The sequence below is a fragment of the Pseudomonas sp. IT-P4 genome (assembly GCF_949767755.1).
GTDB classification, from domain to species: Bacteria; Pseudomonadota; Gammaproteobacteria; order Pseudomonadales; family Pseudomonadaceae; genus Aquipseudomonas; species Aquipseudomonas monachiensis.
This window is the reverse complement of the sequence record NZ_CATKPX010000023.1, coordinates 179420-197284: the sequence shown is the minus strand read 5'-3', so window position 1 is coordinate 197284 and position 17865 is coordinate 179420. Positions and strand designations below refer to the sequence as shown.

Sequence of the window (17865 nt, the reverse complement as noted above, 5' to 3'; positions counted from 1 at the left end):
CGATCTTTGAGCGCGCGAATGCGGCGCTTGCGTTGCAACTCAGGCGTATTGAAATCAATTCGCTTGGGGGGATTAGTAGTCATGTTGGAATTGGCCAGATCATTCATTCGCACACCCTAGCGATCCTGTATGACAGAAAGATGACAGTGCAGTGACGCAACAAATCCGCCGCTAGCGGTAACCAGCAGCGAATAGAGAATTAGAGGTGCATGGGGGCGGCTCCTGCCGTCCCCATGTGAGTCCGAGGGGTTCACCCTGGACTCAATTTGTTACTTTTTTGCGACTTCAGCGCCGCCTTCCGCCAGACCCAGGTCAGCCAGAGCTTTGGCAGCTACTTTGGCCGGCAGTGGGATGTAACCGTCTTTCACTACGACTTCCTGACCCTGTTTAGACAGAACCAGTTTCACGAACTCGGCTTCCAGCGGGGCCAGTGGCTTGTTCGGGGCTTTGTTGACGTACACGTACAGGAAGCGGGACAGCGGGTACTTGCCGTTCAGGGCGTTTTCTTCAGTGTCTTCGATGAAGTCCTGGCTGCCTTTCTTGGCCAGGGCCACAGTCTTCACGCTAGCGGTCTTGTAGCCGATGCCCGAGTAACCGATGCCGTTCAGCGAGGAGCTGATCGACTGCACGACCGAAGCCGAACCTGGCTGCTCGTTCACGTTAGGCTTGTAGTCGCCTTTGCACAGGGCTTCTTCCTTGAAGTAGCCGTAGGTGCCGGATACCGAGTTACGACCGAACAGTTGAACCGGCTTGTTGGCCAGGTCGCCGGTCACGCCCAGGTCGCCCCAGGTTTTCACGTCGGCTTTAGCGCCGCACAGACGAGTGGACGAGAAGATCGCGTCGACCTGTTCCATGGTCAGGTGCTGGATCGGGTTGTCCTTGTGTACGAATACAGCCAGGGCGTCCACGGCAACCGGGATAGCGGTTGGCTTGTAGCCGTACTTCTGCTCGAAGGCAGCCAGTTCGGTGTCCTTCATCTTGCGGCTCATCGGGCCCAGGTTGGAGGTGCCTTCAGTCAGCGCAGGTGGCGCAGTGGCGGAGCCAGCGGCCTGAATCTGGATGTTTACGTTCGGGTATTCTTTCTTGTAGTTCTCAGCCCAGAGGGTCATGAGGTTGGCCAGGGTATCGGAACCAACGCTGGACAGGTTGCCCGACACACCAGTGGTCTTGGTGTAGCTCGGGATAGCAGGGTCAACAGCGGCAACCGCGTTGGCAGTCGCAACGCCAGCAGCGACAAAAGTCATTGCCGCCATCAAACGCTTCAGTTTCATGCCTTACTCCTAGCAGATAGGGTGTGTTATTCGGGGCCAAGTATCAGCAGGCCGTGTGAACACTCTATGGCTGAAATATGACAATTGGATGAAAGGCCAGCACTCCGCTTGGAAGGCTGGCCTTTCAGTTGTAACTGTAGATGTGAGGAGTGCTGTGATCGTTCGCTATCAGCGGCCCTTCTTCCAGAGATATGCACCTACCAGAATCCCCACCCCGCATAGCACCGCCACATAATAGGCAGGCCCCATTGCATTCTCCTTGAGCAACAGGCTGACGATCATCGGCGTCAGACCACCGAAAATCGCGTAGGCGACGTTGTACGAGAACGACAGGCCGCTGAAACGCACCACCGGCGGGAACGCCTTGACCATCACATAGGGCACCGCGCCGATGGTGCCGACCAGCAGACCGGTCAGGGCATACATCGGGAACAGCCAGTCGGGATGATCGGCCAGGCTGTGGTAGAAGGTCCAGGAACTGGCCAGCAGCGCGGTACAGCCGATCACGAAGACTCGTCCCGCACCGAAGCGATCGGCCAGTGCGCCGGCAATGATGCAACCAAAGCTCAGGAACACGATCGCCACGCTGTTCGCCTGCAGGGACGTGGTTGGCGAGAAGTGATAGACCGTCTGCAACACAGTCGGGGTCATCAGGATCAACACCACGATGGCGGCCGACAGCAGCCAGGTCAGCAACATCGAAATGGCAATGGCGCCTCGATGGTCACGCAGCACCGCCCGCAGCGGCACTTCTTCGGCCAGGGCCTTGCGCTGTTGCAACTCGGCGAACACCGGGGTTTCGTGCAACCAGCGACGCAGGTACACCGAGAACAGGCCGAACACGCCACCCAGCAGGAACGGAATCCGCCAGGCGTAATCCGCTACTTCCACCGGGGTGTAGAGGCTGTTGATCGCCGTGGCGACCAGCGAGCCGAGCAGGATGCCCGCCGTCAGGCCGCTGGTCAGGGTGCCGCAGGCGTAGCCGACATGCCGCTGCGGAACGTGCTCGGAAACGAAGACCCACGCCCCCGGCACTTCACCGCCAATGGCCGCGCCCTGGATCACCCGCATCAACAGCAACAGGATCGGCGCCCACATGCCGATCTGCGCATAAGTCGGCAGCAAACCCATGATCAAGGTGGGCACCGCCATCATGAAAATGCTCAGGGTGAACATTTTCTTGCGGCCCAGCAGGTCGCCGAAGTGCGCCATCACGATGCCGCCCAGCGGCCGCGCCAGATAGCCGGCGGCGAAGATGCCGAAGGTCTGCATCAGGCGTAGCCATTCAGGCATGTCCGCCGGGAAGAACAGCTTGCCCACCACCGTGGCGAAGAACACGAAGATGATGAAATCGTAGAACTCCAGCGCGCCGCCCAGGGCCGACAGCGATAGAGTCTTGTAGTCGTTGCGGGTCAGCGGACGTGCGGGTTGGTCTGGCTGCGCGATGCTCGAGGGCGCTGTGGTCATGGCAAGGGCTTCTCTTATAGTCGGATCTGCAACCTCAACAACGCTGGCTGAGGTTTGGGCAGGTCCGGCACGATAGCAAATTGTTCGAAAAAGCACATAGAGGTGCGTTTTTGACAGTCAAAATGAGAACCGGACGGTCGTCGCGGAGTCTACCGACCGATATACTCAAAGCCTGCTCCGGTTTTTGAGGGGTTGCTGTGCGAAAGCGCCTGTCAGGTTCATAGGCGATTTCGCAGAGTTTCCCTTTAGGCGCCTGATGGAAAACGTGACGAACGTAGTATGTTCGGTGCTGAATCGTTTTTCCCGAAGACGGCTACCACCAGCAATACCAACGAAGAGTCACGGGTCAGAGGCCCCCCGGCATGATAGAACTCGAACAAGAAGATCCGATCCCGCAAGGCGACCTGGCCCTGCAAATCACCGCGCTTCCTCGCGAAACCAACGGCTTTGGCGATATTTTCGGCGGCTGGCTGGTGGCGCAGATGGATTTGGCAGGCACCGCGATGGCCAGCAAGGTCGCTGGCGGGCGCGTTGCCACCGTTGCAATCGACCGCATGGCGTTTCTGGTACCGGTGGCGGTGGGCGCTCAGCTCTCCTTTTATACCCAGGCCCTGGAAATCGGCCGCAGCTCGATCAAGATGATGGTCGAGGTCTGGAGCGACGATCCACTGTCCAGCGAGTGGCGTAAAGTAACCGAAGCGGTGTTCGTGTTCGTTGCCATCGACGGCAGCGGTCGCACGCGCTCGGTTCCGCCTCGGGCTCGCTGAAAGAGCGTTTAAACCTGGTAGCCGTTTTGCGGTCGATAGTCGTCCACGTTACTGATCGAGAGCTGTCCCATGAGCACGCCCAATGTTGAAGCTGTAAAACTGGATGAACTGAACTGCTGGCGCATCCGCCACGGTCAGGCCGAATTACTGGTGGCCCAGCAAGGCGCGCACATCCTCAGCTATCAATTGGCCGGCCAGCCGCCGCTGATCTGGCTCAACGACGAGGCCGTGTTCAAGACCGGCAAGAGCATCCGCGCCGGCGTGCCGGTGTGCTGGCCATGGTTCGGCAACTTTGCGCGCAACCCGCAAAGCGTTCAGGCGATGCGCACCAGCAATGAAGCGCCGTCGGCTCACGGCTTCGTGCGAGCGATGGATTGGGAACTGGGCGGCATCGAAGCCGAGGGCGAAAGCCTGAAGGTCGAATTCCTCCTGCCCTACCCTGAAGGCGGCTTTCCCGGCTGGCCGCACCAGGTGGATTTGACGCTGAGCATTCGCCTCGACGAGCAATTGCACATCCACCTGACCAGCCACAACCGGGGCGCTGAAACCGTCAGCATCAGCCAGGCGCTGCACAGTTACTTTGCCGTCAGCGATGTGCGTGAAGTGCATGTCGAAGGCGTGGATGGCTTGAGCTACATCGAAACCCTGGAAGACTGGAAAACCAAGCAACAGTCCGGCGATCTGCGATTTAGCGGCGAAACTGACCGCATCTATCTTAATGTCCCGCCACTGCTGAGCATCGTCGACCCGGCCTGGGAGCGACGCATCGAACTGACCAGCATGGGCTCGCGCACCGCGGTGATCTGGAACCCGTGGATCGACCGCGCCGCCGCGTTCAGCGACATGGCCGACGATGGCTGGCAGCGCATGCTGTGCATCGAGACGGCGAATGTGATGGGTGATGTGGTGAACCTGAAACCAGGTGCTAGCCATACGCTGGGCGTGAGTATCGGCAGCAACTCTCTCTAAGCAACACCACAAAACCAATGTGGGAGCGAGCTTGCTCGCGATAAGGCCATAACATTCAACATTTAAGTTGCCTGTTACACCGCCATCGCGAGCAAGCTCGCTCCCACAGTTTTTTGTGCCAAGCCATCTGGCGGGGCGTTACAAATCCGACTCTTTCACCACCCGTACCTTCTGCGCATCCAGCGCATATGCCGCATCGGCCAGGTCATTGCTGACCTTCTCGACTTTCAGCGTGCCGGTGACCCACAGCGGCGTGTAGATATCATTCAGCTTCAGGCCCTTTGGATAGCGCACCAGCACCAATTGATTGGGAGGCGGAGGCGGTACGTGGATGCAGGCGCCCGGGTATGGCACGAGGAAAAACAACGTGCTGTTCCCCTTGGCGTCGGACTCAAGCGGCACGGGGTAACCGCCAATGCGGATGTTCTTGTCGTTCATCGACGCAACGGTCTTGGTCGAGTACATCACCGCAGGCAAGCCTTTGGCCTGCTTCATTCCACCCTTGTCGGTGAAAGTGCCATTGGCTTCAGGGGAGTTGTGGTCGATTTCAGGCATGGCCTCGAGGGCCTTCTGGTCCGACTTGGGCATCAATTCGAGCCAGTCGGTTTCCGGCAGTTCGCCGGCATGGGCAAGGCCCGAACCCAGTAAAACAAGAGTCAACAAAAGACGGTGCATGAAGGTGCTCGGCAAAGGGAAGAACAGGAAACGCCGAGCATTCTAGCCCTCCCGGCCGGTTTGGCGGAGAGGGCTTTGTCGCCTGGATCAGTTCTTTTTGATCAACCCGTAGATCACCAGCAACACAACGGCGCCCACCAGCGCACCGATGAAACCTGCACCTTGACCAGCCTGATAGATGCCCAGGGCTTGGCCGCCGTAAGTGGCCGCCAGCGAACCGCCGATACCGAGCAGGATCGTCATGATCCAGCCCATGCTGTCATCGCCAGGTTTCAGGAACCGAGCCAGCAGGCCGACAATCAAGCCGATAAAGATGGTTCCGATAATTCCCATGGCATTCTCCTCTCAATGAAGTAGCTATTGGAAAGCCTAGTCAGACTTTCGCAACCTGCCATGAGAGAACGGCGCACCCCGAAGGTTCCACCGTTGCACATAAAAAACTATTCGGCGATCAGTGCTTGCACCTTGAGAACCTGGGCCGCCAGCGTCTCGCGGTCTGCACAACGAAGGTTGGCATGACCGACCTTGCGGCCGACCTTGAACGCCTTGCCATAGTGATGCAGATGGCAATCGGCGATGGTCAGGACCTTCTCGGACTCTGGCACTTTGCCAATGAAGTTGAGCATCGCGCTCTCGCCAACCTTGGCAGTCGAACCCAACGGCAGGCCGGCAACGGCCCGCAGGTGGTTTTCGAACTGGCTGCACTCGGCGCCTTCGGTAGTCCAGTGCCCTGAGTTGTGTACCCGCGGGGCGATTTCGTTGGCCTTGAGGCCACCGTCGACTTCAAAGAACTCGAACGCCATCACACCGACGTAATCCAGTTGCTTGAGCACACGGCTGGAGTAGTCTTCGGCCAGGGCTTGCAGCGGGTGATCGGTGCTGGCCACGGACAACTTGAGAATGCCGCTTTCGTGGGTGTTGTGTACCAGCGGATAGAAGCGGGTTTCACCGTCGCGGGCACGCACGGCGATCAGCGAGACTTCACCGGTGAACGGCACGAAGCCTTCCAGCAGGCAGGCCACGCTGCCCAGTTCGGCAAAGGTGCCAACCACATCTTCTGGCGTGCGCAGGACTTTCTGACCCTTGCCGTCGTAACCCAGGGTACGGGTCTTCAGCACCGCTGGCAGACCGATGGAAGCCACGGCGGCGTCCAGATCAGCCTGGGACTGAATGTCGGCGAACGCCGGGGTAGGAATCCCCAGGTCCTTGAACATGCTCTTCTCGAACCAGCGATCGCGGGCGATACGCAGTGCTTCGGCACTCGGGTAGACCGGGACGAATTGTGACAGGAACGCCACGGTCTCGGCCGGAACACTTTCGAACTCGAAGGTCACCAGATCGACTTCATCGGCCAGCTGACGCAGGTGATCCTGATCGCCGTAATCGGCTCGCAGGTGTTCGCCCAACGCTGCTGCGCAAGCATCCGGCGCCGGGTCCAGGAAAGCGAAGTTCATGCCCAGCGGAGTGCCCGCCAGCGCCAACATGCGGCCCAACTGGCCGCCACCGATTACACCGATCTTCATCGTCAACAACCTCAGGCGATGCGTGGGTCTGGATTTTCCAGGACGCTGTCTGTCTGCTCAGCACGGAAGGTTTTCAGCACCGCGTGGAACTGCGGGTGCTTGGCGCCAAGGATACTCGCCGACAGCAGTGCTGCGTTGATCGCGCCCGCCTTGCCGATGGCCAGGGTGGCGACCGGAATGCCCGCTGGCATCTGCACAATAGAGAGCAGCGAATCAACGCCCGACAGCATAGCGGACTGAACCGGTACGCCGAGCACCGGCAGGTGAGTCTTGGCTGCACACATGCCAGGCAAGTGGGCCGCGCCACCGGCACCGGCGATGATCACCTCGATGCCACGCGCCTCGGCTTCTTCAGCGTACTGGAACAGCAGGTCCGGGGTGCGGTGGGCAGAAACCACTTTCACCTCGTAGGGGATGCCGAGCTTTTCCAGCATATCGGCGGTGTGGCTAAGGGTGGACCAATCGGACTTGGAGCCCATGATCACGCCAACCAGTGCACTCATCGTCGTGCCTCTTCTCTCTGGGCGCCCGCAGGCGCGTCAAAAAACAACAAGCCACGCAGGATGCGTGGCTTGATTGTACGAATTATGGCCGGTCGTAACCGGCCGAAGGCCGCGCAGTATACCTCAAAGAAGCGGATAAACAGCCCCTGTGGCGACCATCTGTCACGCGCTCGAAAAATAGGTATTTCTTGACTATCAAGTCAGTCATTTGACTGCCTGAATGTCGTGAATTTCTTAACTTAGTAGCTCAATACAATTCGCAATTCAATGTGCGGATCTGGTGATCATAAGTTCATTGAAGCTCTCAACAGAAACAATTCAACCCACTTAAAAATTGCGAACATCGCCAGACAACGCAAATATAAAACGGCAAAAAATCATAATTGAACAGGGAGTACAAATATGAAAAAGCCTATTACCATAATAGTTGTCCTTCACAAGGATCTTCAGGAATATCAAAAAAATGATTTATACACCGATTACTTTTCCTGGCTGAAAACAGAGCTTGAATCCATCTCGGAACGCAAGGTCAGATTTTTGATGCACGCTCATCATGAAGTTCCGGAGTTGTCAGGATACAACTACAGAAACGAAGATGGTTCAGCTGCGCTGCGAGGGTGGTGCAATCTGATACGGGACTGGTATACAAAGATATTAAAATATGAAGAAAATGAACCGGGCCTGACGAAAGTCCTCTTGTTGACCCGAAACAATATCAACACAAAGGCAGGGGGTCTCCTCGAATCGATACGCGGGTACGGCCAAGTCAAAGGTCATTGCGCAATTGCGGCGATCACCTCCAAACAAGTCCCAGCACATGAAATAGGCCACATGTTGGGCGCGACACATGAAGACAGTGAAGTCATCTATGACGGCTGGTGGCACGACACGATCATGCTCTCGGACGAATTCTCAGGCGTACGTGGAAACGCTTATCGATACAGTGAAAAAAACAGGGAAAACATTCGCAAACACCTTAGCACTTTTGCGTAAGTTCGTTTCGGTATCGCGCGACCTGAAATCCGCGCATGGCGTGTTTGTGCCATTAACACGCTTACGCTGAATGAACAGTTGCTGCAACTCATGGCCACAGAACTGGCCATGAGTTCCTGGCTCTCAAACAGTAGCACCCGCTACGCCGCTCTCGAGCTTGCGCCACAACAACCGGACATTCGCTTTGCGCACCAGCGCACAGCGGTACAAACGGATCTCCAGCGGCACATGCCATTGCGGACCGCCACACACTACCAGTTCGCCACGCGTCAGCTCGGCACGCACGCTCAACTGCGGAACCCAGGCGATGCCCAGTCCCTCCAGGGCCATGCTTTTCAGGCTGTCGGCCATGGCGGTTTCGTAGATGGTGGTGAAGCGCAGCGCCCGTTGACGCAACAGCATGTTCACCGAACGGCCGAGAAACGCACCGGCGCTGTACGCCAGCAACGGCACACTGCCTTCGCCTTCCAGGTCGAACAGTGGCTTACCGTCGGCGTCGGCGGCGCAGACCGGCAGCATCTCGGTGTGCCCAAGGTGCAGCGAGGGGAAGATTTCCGGGTCCATCTGCATGGCGGCGTCCGGGTCGTAGAACGCCAGCATCAGGTCGCAGCCGCCTTCACGCAATGCATGCACCGCGTCACCGACGTTGGTCGCCACCAGCCGCGTGGCGATATTCAGGCCTTCGTTGCGCAACTGCGCGATCCAGCGCGGAAAGAAACCGAGCGCCAGGGAGTGCGCGGCAGCGACCTGCATCACTTCGCCCTGTCCGCCTTCCAGGTGATGCAGATGGCGCAGCACTTCGCCCAGCTGTTCGACTACGGTGCGCGCGGTGACCAGAAACAATTGCCCTGCCGCCGTCAGCTCCACCGGCGTGCGCGAACGGTTGACCAGGGTCAGCCCCAACGCGGCTTCAAGGCTGCGGATTCGCCGACTGAACGCCGGCTGCGTCACAAAACGCCGCTCGGCGGCCTGGGAGAAACTGCGGGTGGCGGCCAGGGCACTGAAGTCCTCCAGCCATTTGCTTTCCAGATTCATCACGCCCTCCCGGACATGCACCAATTTAGGTCACACGCTCGCCGTCAGGACGGCGTCACACGGGTATTATGCCGAATATGCATAGCCTAGTGTTTAACAGCATTGGCCCAAAATTCTCCACAGGCCTAGCATTCACAACGTTCCGGCACAGACCGGGTCCATATTGAGATGATTTCTATCATGTCCTCCGCTGCATCATTCCGCACAGAAAATGACCTGCTTGGCGCCCTCGAAGTACCGGCTCAAGCGTATTACGGTATCCAGACCCTGCGAGCGGTGAATAATTTCCGCCTTTCGGGCGTTCCGATTTCGCACTACCCGAAACTGGTTGTCGGCCTGGCGATGGTTAAACAGGCCGCCGCTGACGCCAACCGTGAATTGGGTCACCTGAGCGAAGCCAAGCACGCTGCCATCAGCGAAGCCTGTGCACGTTTGATCCGCGGCGACTTCCACGAAGAATTCGTGGTGGACATGATCCAAGGCGGCGCTGGCACTTCGACCAACATGAATGCCAACGAAGTCATCGCCAACATCGCGCTGGAGGCCATGGGTCACCAGAAAGGCGAGTACCAGTACCTGCACCCGAACGATGACGTGAACATGGCGCAGTCGACCAACGACGCCTACCCGACGGCGATCCGTCTGGGCCTGTTGCTCGGTCACGACGCCCTGCTCGCCAGCCTCGACAGCCTGATTCAAGCGTTCGCGGCCAAGGGTGAAGAATTCAACCACGTCCTGAAGATGGGTCGTACCCAGCTGCAAGACGCCGTTCCGATGACCCTGGGTCAGGAATTCCGTGCGTTTGCCACCACCCTGGGTGAAGACCTGGCACGCCTGAAGACCCTGGCTCCGGAAGTGCTGACCGAAGTGAACCTGGGTGGCACCGCGATCGGCACCGGCATCAACGCCGACCCGCGTTACCAGCACCTGGCCGTTCAGCGTCTGGCAGTGATCAGCGGTCAACCGCTGGTACCGGCCGCCGACCTGATCGAAGCCACCTCCGACATGGGCGCCTTCGTGCTGTTCTCCGGCATGCTCAAGCGTACCGCGGTCAAACTGTCGAAGATCTGCAACGACCTGCGCCTGCTGTCCAGCGGCCCACGCACCGGCATCAACGAGATCAACCTGCCGGCGCGTCAACCAGGCAGTTCGATCATGCCAGGCAAGGTCAACCCGGTTATTCCGGAAGCGGTCAACCAGGTGGCGTTCCAGATCATCGGTAACGACCTGGCCCTGACCATCGCGGCCGAAGGCGGCCAGCTGCAACTGAACGTGATGGAGCCGCTGATCGCCTTCAAGATCTTCGACTCGATCCGCCTGCTGCAACGCGCCATGGACATGCTGCGCGAACACTGCATCGTCGGCATCACCGCCAACGAAGCACGCTGCCGTGAACTGGTCGAGCACTCGATCGGCCTGGTCACCGCGCTGAACCCGTACATCGGCTACAAGAATGCCACCCGCATCGCCGGCCTCGCCCTTGAAAGCGGCCGCGGCGTGCTGGAACTGGTGCGCGAAGAAGGTCTGCTCGACGAAGCCATGCTCGCCGACATCCTGCGCCCGGAAAACATGATTGCTCCGCGCCTGGTGCCTCTGAAGGCATAACCCGACGCGTTACTTGTAGCACCGCTCACCAGGTCGAGGGACTAGACACCTCTCACCTTTTGAGGGCTTGGGGATTTAGTCCCCAGGCCCTTTTTTTTAACTTCTTCGCGGGCAGGACGTTAAATGTTTTGTGTATTTGATACCGCCAAGATCGCAGCCTTCGGCAGCTCCTACATGTTTGACGTACACCTGTAGGAGCTGCCGAAGGCTGCGATCTTTTGATTCTGCAGCACCTCGTTTCGTCGCTTGCACCACTACTGTGCAGACGGGCGCGCCACTGATCGGTATAGTGCCGCCCCTCTTCGCATGAGCGGTCGTCGGTAGCGAGGCCACAACCCATGCGAAACCCGAACTAATAACAAACCCGCGATATGAAACCGGGACGAACGTCGAACCGCCCATTGTGCCGTGCGCCAAGGGGTGTAACTCGATGTGTCTGTCCGGCCAGCATTGTTGCCTACACAAAAAACAGCGAGGAATAATCCATGCTCGAAGTCATTAACGACTTCCTCTCAGGGAAAGTACTGATCGTGCTCATTGTCGGGCTCGGTAGCTACTTCACGATCCGCTCGCGTTTCGTTCAATTGCGTCACTTCTTCCACATGTTCGCGGTGTTCCGCGACAGCCTCAAAAGCAGCGCCGGGCAACTCAGTTCGTTCCAGGCCCTGATGCTCAGCCTCGCCGGCCGCGTCGGTGCGGGCAACATCGCCGGTGTCGGCATTGCCGTGACCCTCGGCGGCCCCGGTGCCGTGTTCTGGATGTGGGTGACCGCGCTGGTCGGCATGTCCAGCAGCTTCTTCGAATGCTCACTCGGCCAGCTCTACAAGCGCTGCGATTCCGAAGGCCAGTTCCGTGGTGGCCCGTCCTATTACATCCAGCACGGCCTGCAAAAACGCTGGCTGGGCATGCTGATGGCGTTCCTGCTGCTGGTAACGTTCGGCTTCGCCTTCAACGGCCTGCAAGCCCACGCCGTGACGCACTCGCTGAACAACGCCTTCGGCCTCGACACCACTTACACCGGCATCGGCCTGGCCGTGCTGTTGGGCCTGGTGTTCATCGGGGGGATCAAGCGCATCGCCAAGGTCGCCGACCTGTTGGTGCCGGTGAAAACCCTGGTGTACATAGGCGTGACCCTCTACGTGATCGTGCTGCAGTTCGACCATGTGCCGGGCATGCTGATGACTATCGTCAAGAGCGCCTTTGGTCTGGACCAGGCCTTCGGCGGCCTGATCGGCAGCGCCATCGTCATGGGCGTGAAGCGGGGCGTGTTCGCCAACGAAGCCGGCCTGGGCAGTGCGCCGAACGTAGCGGCTGTCGCGGCGGTCGAGCACCCGGTGGCACAAGGTGTGGTCCAGGCGTTCAGCGTGTTCCTCGATACCTTCGTGATCTGCACCTGCACCGCGCTGCTAATCCTGCTCTCCGGCTTCTACACCCCGGGCTTCGAAGGCGACGGCATTGCCCTGACCCAGAACTCTCTGGCCGCCGTGGTCGGTGACTGGGGCCGGATGTTCATCTCCGTGGCCCTGGCTTTGTTCGTGTTCACCTCGATCCTCTACAACTACTACCTGGGCGAGAACAACCTGCGCTTTTTGATCGGTGAAAACCGCAAGGCGCTGATGGGCTATCGCGCGCTGGTACTGGTGCTGATTTTCTGGGGCGCCATCGAAAACCTCGGCACCGTATTTGCCTTCGCCGACATCACCATGACCATGCTCGCGTTCGTCAACCTGATCGCGCTGTTCCTGCTGTTCAAGGTCGGCATGCGCATCCTGCGTGACTACGATGACCAGCGCGCCGCTGGCATCACCACGCCGGTATTCGATTCGAGCAAATTCCCGGATCTGGATCTGGACCTGAAAGCCTGGCCGGCGAACCCGCCAGCACCCACCGCCAAAGCTGAAGCTGCTCCGGCAGGCGTGACCGCAGCGCAACGCTGATCGGTAGAAAACCGGGCGCATCCCCTGCGCCCGACGTGACACAGCTTGCAACCGGCGTCATGCTCGGAAACAAGCTGTCATCATTTTTGGAGAACCTCCCATGAATGCCCCGATCTATCCCGCCGCTCAGCACGTCATGGTGCTCTACACCGGCGGCACCATCGGCATGCAGGCCAGCGCCAACGGCCTGGCCCCGGCATCCGGCTTCGAAGCGCGGATGCGCGACTACCTGCACAGCCAGCCCGAGCTGGTGGTGCCGCAATGGCGCTTTCGTGAAATGTCGCCGCTGATCGACAGCGCCAACATGACCCCGACGTATTGGCAGCAGCTGCGTGAAGCCGTGGTCGATGCGGTGGATGTTCAGGGTTGCGACAGCGTGCTTATCCTGCATGGCACCGACACCCTGGCCTACAGCGCAGCCGCGATGAGTTTCCAGTTGCTCGGCCTGCATGCCCGCGTGTGCTTCACCGGCTCGATGCTGCCAGCTGGCGTGACTGACAGCGACGCCTGGGAAAACCTCGGCGGCGCGCTGGTTGCGCTGGGCCAGGGCCTGGCGCCGGGCGTGCATCTGTACTTCCATGGCGAACTGCTGGACCCGACCCGTTGCGCCAAGGTACGCAGTTTTGGCCGTCATCCGTTCAAGCGACTGGAGCGTCAGGGCGGTGGCGTGAAGGCGACTTCGGTTCCGTCGCAACTGAATTACAACCAGCCCAAACAATTGGCGAGCGTCGCGGTGCTGCCGCTGTTTCCCGGCATCGGCGCCAAAGTGCTGGATGGCTTGCTCGACAGCGGCATTCAGGGCCTGGTGCTGGAGTGCTACGGCAGCGGCACCGGCCCGAGCGACAACCCCGGGTTTCTCGCCAGTCTCGCGCGTGCGCGGGACAACGGCGTGGTCGTGGTAGCCGTCACGCAATGCCACGAAGGCGGGGTTGAACTGGATGTTTATGAAGCCGGCAGTCGCTTGCGCGGTGTGGGCGTGTTGTCCGGTGGCGGCATGACCCGTGAGGCGGCGTTCGGCAAGTTGCATGGGTTGTTGGGTGCGGGGCTTGAAACGGACGAAGTCCGTCGGCTTGTCGAACTCGACCTGTGCGGCGAACTGAGCTGAATCAACACATAACCCTATGGGAGCGAGCAAGCCCGCTCCCACATTGGGACTCTCACCCGGCATACAACTTGCTGCGTTCCAGCCACCCCAAGGCTGGAAGTCCTCATGCTCCACTCCCACCTCACCACGCTCAACGCCGTCTCCCTGGTACTCGATGCCTTCAAGGCACAAGGCTTGTCCAGCGAAGCGCTGCTGGCCGGAAGCGGCATCAGTGCGGCGGATCTGAACCGTGCCGACACGCGCATCACCACCAATCAGGAAATGCAGGTCTGTGCCAACGCCGTCGCCCTCAAGCGCGACATCGGCCTGGAACTGGGCCGGCGGATGCACGTTTCCTGCTACGGCATGCTCGGTTACGCCCTGCTCACCAGTGCCACCTTCGGTGACGCTTTGCGTCTGGCGATGCGCTACCCGGCGCTGCTGGGAACACTTTTCGAACTGAGCCTGGAGGACGATGGCGAGCGCATCTGGTTCGCCGCCGCCGATTACCGCGAGAGCCCGGCCATGGCGGTGTTCAACGCCGAGTTCTGCCTGGTGTCGCTGAAAGTCACCTGTGACGACCTGCTCGGCCATTCCCTGCCCTTGCTCGGCGCACGCTTCGAACATGCCGCGCCCGACTACGAAGCGACCTACGCCGAACACTTCAACTGCCCGGTGCACTTCGACGCGCGGAACAATGCCTTCGCCTTCGACAAGCGCTGGCTCGACCAGCCACTGCCGCTGGCCGATGTCATCACCCATCAAGCCATGGCCGAACGCTGCCGCAAACAGAACATCGAGTTCACCGGGCGTCAGGCCTGGCTGGGACGGATCCGCCAATTGCTCAGCGCGCAACTGAATGCCGCGCCCGGGCTGGAAGGGCTGGCCGAGCAAATGAACTGTTCGGCGCGTACCTTGCGCCGGCATCTCAAGGACATGGGTTGCAGCTATCAGGAACTGCTCGACGAACTGCGCTTCGAGCAGGCCAAGCAAATGCTGTGCGAGGATCAGTTGCCGATCTATCAAATTGCCGAGGCGCTGGGCTTCAGCGAGACCGCGAGCTTTCGCCATGCGTTTGTGCGCTGGAGTGGTGTGGCGCCCAGCCAGTTCCGGCCACACGGATAAACCTGTGGGAGCAAGGGGCGAATTTCGGTCAAATGTTTTGGCCGTATCGATCCCCTTTTGGCCTTTCCTGCCGTTCTCCGATTCGTCGTGCGCCGCAACACTGGGGGCAACCGAATCAGCCCTGCGGAGAACAACAAATGCTGACGATCTACTCTGACGATCACCACCTGCACCATGGCCGCTGTGAACTCATCGACGGCCAGCTCAAGCCGTGCTTCGAGATGCCTTCGCGCGCCGACCACGTGCTGCAACGCGTGCAGAACCAGAACCTTGGCCCAGTCGAAGCGCCAAAGGACTTCGGTCTTGAGCCCATCGCGCGCATCCACAGTCGCGACTACCTCGACTTCTTCAAGGGTGCCTGGACGCGCTGGACCGAATTCAACACCGACGGTGACCTGCTGCCCTACACCTGGCCTGCACGCACCTTGCGCCCGATCAAACCCACCAGCCTGCACGGCCAACTCGGTTATTACAGCTTCGACGGCGGCGCCCCGATTACCGCCGGCACCTGGCAAGCGGCGTACAGCGCAGCACAGGTCGCCCTCACCGCCCAAGCGGAAATCCAGCGCGGCGCCCGATCTGCGTTCGCCCTGTGCCGCCCACCGGGACACCACGCCGCCAGCGATTTGATGGGCGGTTATTGCTACCTCAACAACGCCGCCATCGCCGCCCAGGCGTTCCTCGATCAGGGCCACAAAAAAGTTGCGATCCTCGACGTCGATTACCACCACGGCAACGGCACCCAATCGATTTTCTACGAGCGCAGCGACGTGCTGTTCACCTCGATTCACGGCCACCCGGAAGCCGAGTTCCCGTTCTTCCTCGGCTATGAAGATGAACGCGGCGAAGGTGCTGGCGAAGGGTTCAACTTCAACTATCCGTTGGCCGCCGGTTCAGGCTGGGATACTTGGAGCGCAGCGCTGGAACAAGCCTGCAAAGAGATCGAAAGCTACGGTGCCGACATCATCGTCGTGTCCCTGGGTGTCGATACCTTCAAGGACGATCCGATCTCGCAATTCAAACTCGACAGCCCGGATTACCTGGCCATGGGCAAGCGCATCGCAGCGCTCGGCAAACCCACGCTGTTCGTCATGGAAGGCGGCTATGCCGTGGAAGAAATCGGCATCAATGCCGTAAACGTTCTCGAAGGTTTTGAAAGCGCTTAATGAGGAAGTAGAAGAATGAAAAGTCTTAAGCGTTTTATTTTTCCAGCCCTGTGCGCCACGCTGCTCAGCGGCACCGCACACGCGGAAGAGCGGACGTTGCGCGTCTACAACTGGTTCGACTACATCACCCCCAAGGCCCTGGAAGACTTCAAGACCCAGAACGCCCAGACCAAACTGGTCTACGACATCTTCGACACCAATGAAGCACTGGAAGCCAAGCTGCTGACCGGCAACTCCGGATACGACGTGGTGGTGCCGTCCAATGTGTTCCTCGCCAAGCAAATTGAAGCCGGGGTATTCCAGCCCCTGGACCGCAGCAAGCTGCCGAACTGGAACCACCTCGATCCCAAGCTGATGAAGCTGATCGAAGCCAACGACCCAGGCAACAAGTTCGCCGTGCCGTACATGTACGGGACCATCCTGATCGGATTCAACCCGGACAAGGTCAGGGCAGCCCTGGGCGCCGACGCGCCGGTAGACAGCTGGGACCTGATCTTCAAGGAAGAGAACATCAGCAAGCTCAAGCAGTGCGGCGTCGCCCTGCTCGACTCGCCTTCCGAGATTTTGCCGCTGGCCCTGCAACACCTCGGCCTGGACCCCAACAGCAAGAAGCCCGCGGACTACGCCAAGGCTGAAGCACTGCTGATGAAGATCCGTCCGTACATCACTTACTTCCACTCGTCCAAGTACATGGCCGACATTGCCAACGGTGACATCTGTGTCGCAGTCGGTTATTCCGGCAGCTTCTCGCAAGCCGCCAACCGCGCCAAGGAAGCCAAGAACGGTGTTGTTGTCGACATGCGCCTGCCGAAAGAAGGCGCGCCGATCTGGTTCGACATGCTGGCGATTCCGAAAGGGGCGAAAAACCCCGAAGACGCCTACACCTTCATCAACTACCTGCTGCAGCCGCAAGTGATTGCACCGGTCAGTGACTTCGTGGGGTATCCGAACCCGAACAAGGACGCCACGGAACTGGTCGATCCGGCGATCCGCAACAACCCCAACCTGTATCCGACCGACGCGGCGATGGGCACGCTCTACACCCTGCAACCGCTGCCGCGCGATGCCGAACGTGCGCGCACCCGGGCCTGGACCAAGATCAAATCCGGGACTTGAGATAAGAAAAAACTCCTGCCGTTGCTGGCAGGAGGTTTTATTGTTAGAACTCAGGCCAGGCGATGCAAATTGGCCACCTTGAAAGTTGCTTCAATTTCTTTGTAAGGCGACTCTTCAATCAACGTGACATTGAATGAGCCAGAGAACTCCTGTTGATTACCTTCACCACAAATATGAGCTCGACCAGACTCCGCAGGATATTCCAGATTCGGCTCCCCTGCATTTTCTATCATATAGCCGATGGTGACTTTTCCATCGAGACTGACATCATGCTCTCCGTCACCAAGATCTTCATCCGCCGCCACCGATATATATCGCCGATTATTTCCCTCATTAATGACTCCCACCACAATCTTTACACCAAAACTGATAAATCCTTGAACGTCATCGGCGTTAAAGGCCGCACCATCAATCGTTGCAGTAAAGTGGTCGCCCGTTACCTGCCGCAGGCCCTGGCACCTCGTTGCTTCCAGCGCTGCTTTCAGGCACTTTGCGTGTAAATGTTTCATAGTAATATTCCTTGATGAGTCCAAGCAAAAAAACACCCGAATTCAGGTCATGACTTCATAGAATCGAATGATAAATAAACTTATAAAACGGCAATAAGAATACACAACAGAAATTATCGA

General features: G+C 59.0%; 17 protein-coding genes. 9 read left to right on the top strand and 8 right to left on the bottom strand.

The features are described 5' to 3' along the window. Nucleotides 1–269: 269 nt before the first annotated feature. Nucleotides 270–1271 (bottom strand): phosphate ABC transporter substrate-binding protein PstS, encoded by a 1002-nt coding sequence (locus ACM6IT_RS07415; RefSeq protein ID WP_056726832.1) that lies wholly within the window; start codon nt 1269–1271, stop codon nt 270–272. Between the two features lie 168 nt (nt 1272–1439). Beyond that, nucleotides 1440–2738: an MFS transporter gene (locus ACM6IT_RS07410; RefSeq protein WP_414917763.1), complete on the bottom strand. Its 1299-nt coding sequence runs from the start codon at nt 2736–2738 to the stop codon at nt 1440–1442. 362 nt (nt 2739–3100) lie between these two features. On the opposite strand from ACM6IT_RS07410, the gene ACM6IT_RS07405 reads away from it, so the two are divergent. After that, nucleotides 3101–3505 carry an acyl-CoA thioesterase gene (locus ACM6IT_RS07405; RefSeq protein ID WP_007942704.1) on the top strand — a complete coding sequence of 135 codons (405 nt, stop codon included), beginning with the start codon at nt 3101–3103 and terminating at the stop codon, nt 3503–3505. Nucleotides 3506–3574: 69 nt separating this feature from the next. After that, nucleotides 3575–4474, top strand: a complete 900-nt coding sequence (locus ACM6IT_RS07400) for a D-hexose-6-phosphate mutarotase (RefSeq protein ID WP_409078194.1) — start codon at nt 3575–3577, stop codon at nt 4472–4474. A gap of 138 nt (nt 4475–4612) precedes the next feature. Here the strand turns inward: ACM6IT_RS07400 and ACM6IT_RS07395 are convergent, their stop codons facing one another. The 4 genes from ACM6IT_RS07395 to purE all read right to left on the bottom strand — a co-directional run bounded on the left by ACM6IT_RS07395 (nt 4613) and on the right by purE (nt 7175). After that, nucleotides 4613–5149: a DUF3299 domain-containing protein gene (locus ACM6IT_RS07395; RefSeq protein WP_414917762.1), complete on the bottom strand. Its 537-nt coding sequence runs from the start codon at nt 5147–5149 to the stop codon at nt 4613–4615. Nucleotides 5150–5236: 87 nt separating this feature from the next. Next, the gene (locus ACM6IT_RS07390; RefSeq protein ID WP_008030708.1) at nt 5237–5482 is read right to left on the bottom strand and encodes a GlsB/YeaQ/YmgE family stress response membrane protein; all 246 of its coding nucleotides are present in this window, start codon (nt 5480–5482) and stop codon (nt 5237–5239) included. 107 nt (nt 5483–5589) lie between these two features. Beyond that, a complete protein-coding gene (locus ACM6IT_RS07385) occupies nt 5590–6672 on the bottom strand; it encodes a 5-(carboxyamino)imidazole ribonucleotide synthase (RefSeq protein ID WP_056726829.1) in 1083 nt (360 codons plus the stop codon). Between the two features lie 11 nt (nt 6673–6683). After that, nucleotides 6684–7175: a 5-(carboxyamino)imidazole ribonucleotide mutase gene (purE, locus tag ACM6IT_RS07380; protein ID WP_007971731.1), complete on the bottom strand. Its 492-nt coding sequence runs from the start codon at nt 7173–7175 to the stop codon at nt 6684–6686. Nucleotides 7176–7577: 402 nt separating this feature from the next. On the opposite strand from purE, the gene ACM6IT_RS07375 reads away from it, so the two are divergent. Next, complete coding sequence (locus tag ACM6IT_RS07375; RefSeq protein WP_414913557.1) at nt 7578–8168, top strand: reprolysin-like metallopeptidase; 591 nt, start codon at nt 7578–7580, stop codon at nt 8166–8168. 123 nt (nt 8169–8291) lie between these two features. On the opposite strand, the gene ACM6IT_RS07370 is transcribed toward ACM6IT_RS07375, so the two are convergent. Then, entirely contained in the window at nt 8292–9203 is a 912-nt protein-coding gene (locus ACM6IT_RS07370) for a LysR substrate-binding domain-containing protein (protein ID WP_056726827.1), read from the bottom strand. Nucleotides 9204–9383: 180 nt separating this feature from the next. Here ACM6IT_RS07370 and ACM6IT_RS07365 point away from each other — a divergent pair, with 180 nt between their 5' ends. The 6 genes from ACM6IT_RS07365 (at nt 9384) to ACM6IT_RS07340 (ending at nt 17236) form a co-directional block, all read left to right on the top strand. Then, the gene (locus ACM6IT_RS07365) at nt 9384–10808 is read left to right on the top strand and encodes an aspartate ammonia-lyase (RefSeq protein ID WP_046038891.1); all 1425 of its coding nucleotides are present in this window, start codon (nt 9384–9386) and stop codon (nt 10806–10808) included. A 485-nt stretch (nt 10809–11293) separates the two neighbouring features. Then, nucleotides 11294–12745 (top strand): alanine/glycine:cation symporter family protein, encoded by a 1452-nt coding sequence (locus ACM6IT_RS07360; protein ID WP_056726826.1) that lies wholly within the window; start codon nt 11294–11296, stop codon nt 12743–12745. A 100-nt stretch (nt 12746–12845) separates the two neighbouring features. Beyond that, nucleotides 12846–13850 carry an asparaginase gene (locus tag ACM6IT_RS07355; protein ID WP_414917761.1) on the top strand — a complete coding sequence of 335 codons (1005 nt, stop codon included), beginning with the start codon at nt 12846–12848 and terminating at the stop codon, nt 13848–13850. 105 nt (nt 13851–13955) lie between these two features. Then, nucleotides 13956–14954, top strand: coding sequence for an AraC family transcriptional regulator (locus ACM6IT_RS07350; RefSeq protein WP_223542662.1), 999 nt, complete (start codon nt 13956–13958; stop codon nt 14952–14954). 137 nt (nt 14955–15091) lie between these two features. After that, a complete protein-coding gene (locus ACM6IT_RS07345; protein WP_223542663.1) occupies nt 15092–16120 on the top strand; it encodes a histone deacetylase family protein in 1029 nt (342 codons plus the stop codon). Between the two features lie 15 nt (nt 16121–16135). Beyond that, entirely contained in the window at nt 16136–17236 is a 1101-nt protein-coding gene (locus ACM6IT_RS07340) for a polyamine ABC transporter substrate-binding protein (protein ID WP_056726822.1), read from the top strand. 50 nt (nt 17237–17286) lie between these two features. On the opposite strand, the gene ACM6IT_RS07335 is transcribed toward ACM6IT_RS07340, so the two are convergent. Then, nucleotides 17287–17745: a hypothetical protein gene (locus ACM6IT_RS07335; RefSeq protein WP_414917760.1), complete on the bottom strand. Its 459-nt coding sequence runs from the start codon at nt 17743–17745 to the stop codon at nt 17287–17289. Nucleotides 17746–17865: the final 120 nt, after the last annotated feature.

Bases quoted from the DNA above. Each gene is read 5' to 3' on its own strand.
- ACM6IT_RS07395 (WP_414917762.1), bottom strand. From the start codon at position 5,149: ATGCACCGTCTTTTGTTGACTCTTGTTTTACTGGGTTCGGGCCTTGCC.
- ACM6IT_RS07370 (WP_056726827.1), bottom strand. From the start codon at position 9,203: ATGAATCTGGAAAGCAAATGGCTGGAGGACTTCAGTGCCCTGGCCGCC.
- ACM6IT_RS07415 (WP_056726832.1), bottom strand. From the start codon at position 1,271: ATGAAACTGAAGCGTTTGATGGCGGCAATGACTTTTGTCGCTGCTGGC.
- ACM6IT_RS07410 (WP_414917763.1), bottom strand. From the start codon at position 2,738: ATGACCACAGCGCCCTCGAGCATCGCGCAGCCAGACCAACCCGCACGT.
- ACM6IT_RS07390 (WP_008030708.1), bottom strand. From the start codon at position 5,482: ATGGGAATTATCGGAACCATCTTTATCGGCTTGATTGTCGGCCTGCTG.
- ACM6IT_RS07345 (WP_223542663.1), top strand. From the start codon at position 15,092: ATGCTGACGATCTACTCTGACGATCACCACCTGCACCATGGCCGCTGT.
- ACM6IT_RS07355 (WP_414917761.1), top strand. From the start codon at position 12,846: ATGAATGCCCCGATCTATCCCGCCGCTCAGCACGTCATGGTGCTCTAC.
- ACM6IT_RS07375 (WP_414913557.1), top strand. From the start codon at position 7,578: ATGAAAAAGCCTATTACCATAATAGTTGTCCTTCACAAGGATCTTCAG.
- ACM6IT_RS07340 (WP_056726822.1), top strand. From the start codon at position 16,136: ATGAAAAGTCTTAAGCGTTTTATTTTTCCAGCCCTGTGCGCCACGCTG.
- ACM6IT_RS07360 (WP_056726826.1), top strand. From the start codon at position 11,294: ATGCTCGAAGTCATTAACGACTTCCTCTCAGGGAAAGTACTGATCGTG.
- ACM6IT_RS07335 (WP_414917760.1), bottom strand. From the start codon at position 17,745: ATGAAACATTTACACGCAAAGTGCCTGAAAGCAGCGCTGGAAGCAACG.
- ACM6IT_RS07385 (WP_056726829.1), bottom strand. From the start codon at position 6,672: ATGAAGATCGGTGTAATCGGTGGCGGCCAGTTGGGCCGCATGTTGGCG.
- ACM6IT_RS07405 (WP_007942704.1), top strand. From the start codon at position 3,101: ATGATAGAACTCGAACAAGAAGATCCGATCCCGCAAGGCGACCTGGCC.
- purE (WP_007971731.1), bottom strand. From the start codon at position 7,175: ATGAGTGCACTGGTTGGCGTGATCATGGGCTCCAAGTCCGATTGGTCC.
- ACM6IT_RS07350 (WP_223542662.1), top strand. From the start codon at position 13,956: ATGCTCCACTCCCACCTCACCACGCTCAACGCCGTCTCCCTGGTACTC.
- ACM6IT_RS07400 (WP_409078194.1), top strand. From the start codon at position 3,575: ATGAGCACGCCCAATGTTGAAGCTGTAAAACTGGATGAACTGAACTGC.
- ACM6IT_RS07365 (WP_046038891.1), top strand. From the start codon at position 9,384: ATGTCCTCCGCTGCATCATTCCGCACAGAAAATGACCTGCTTGGCGCC.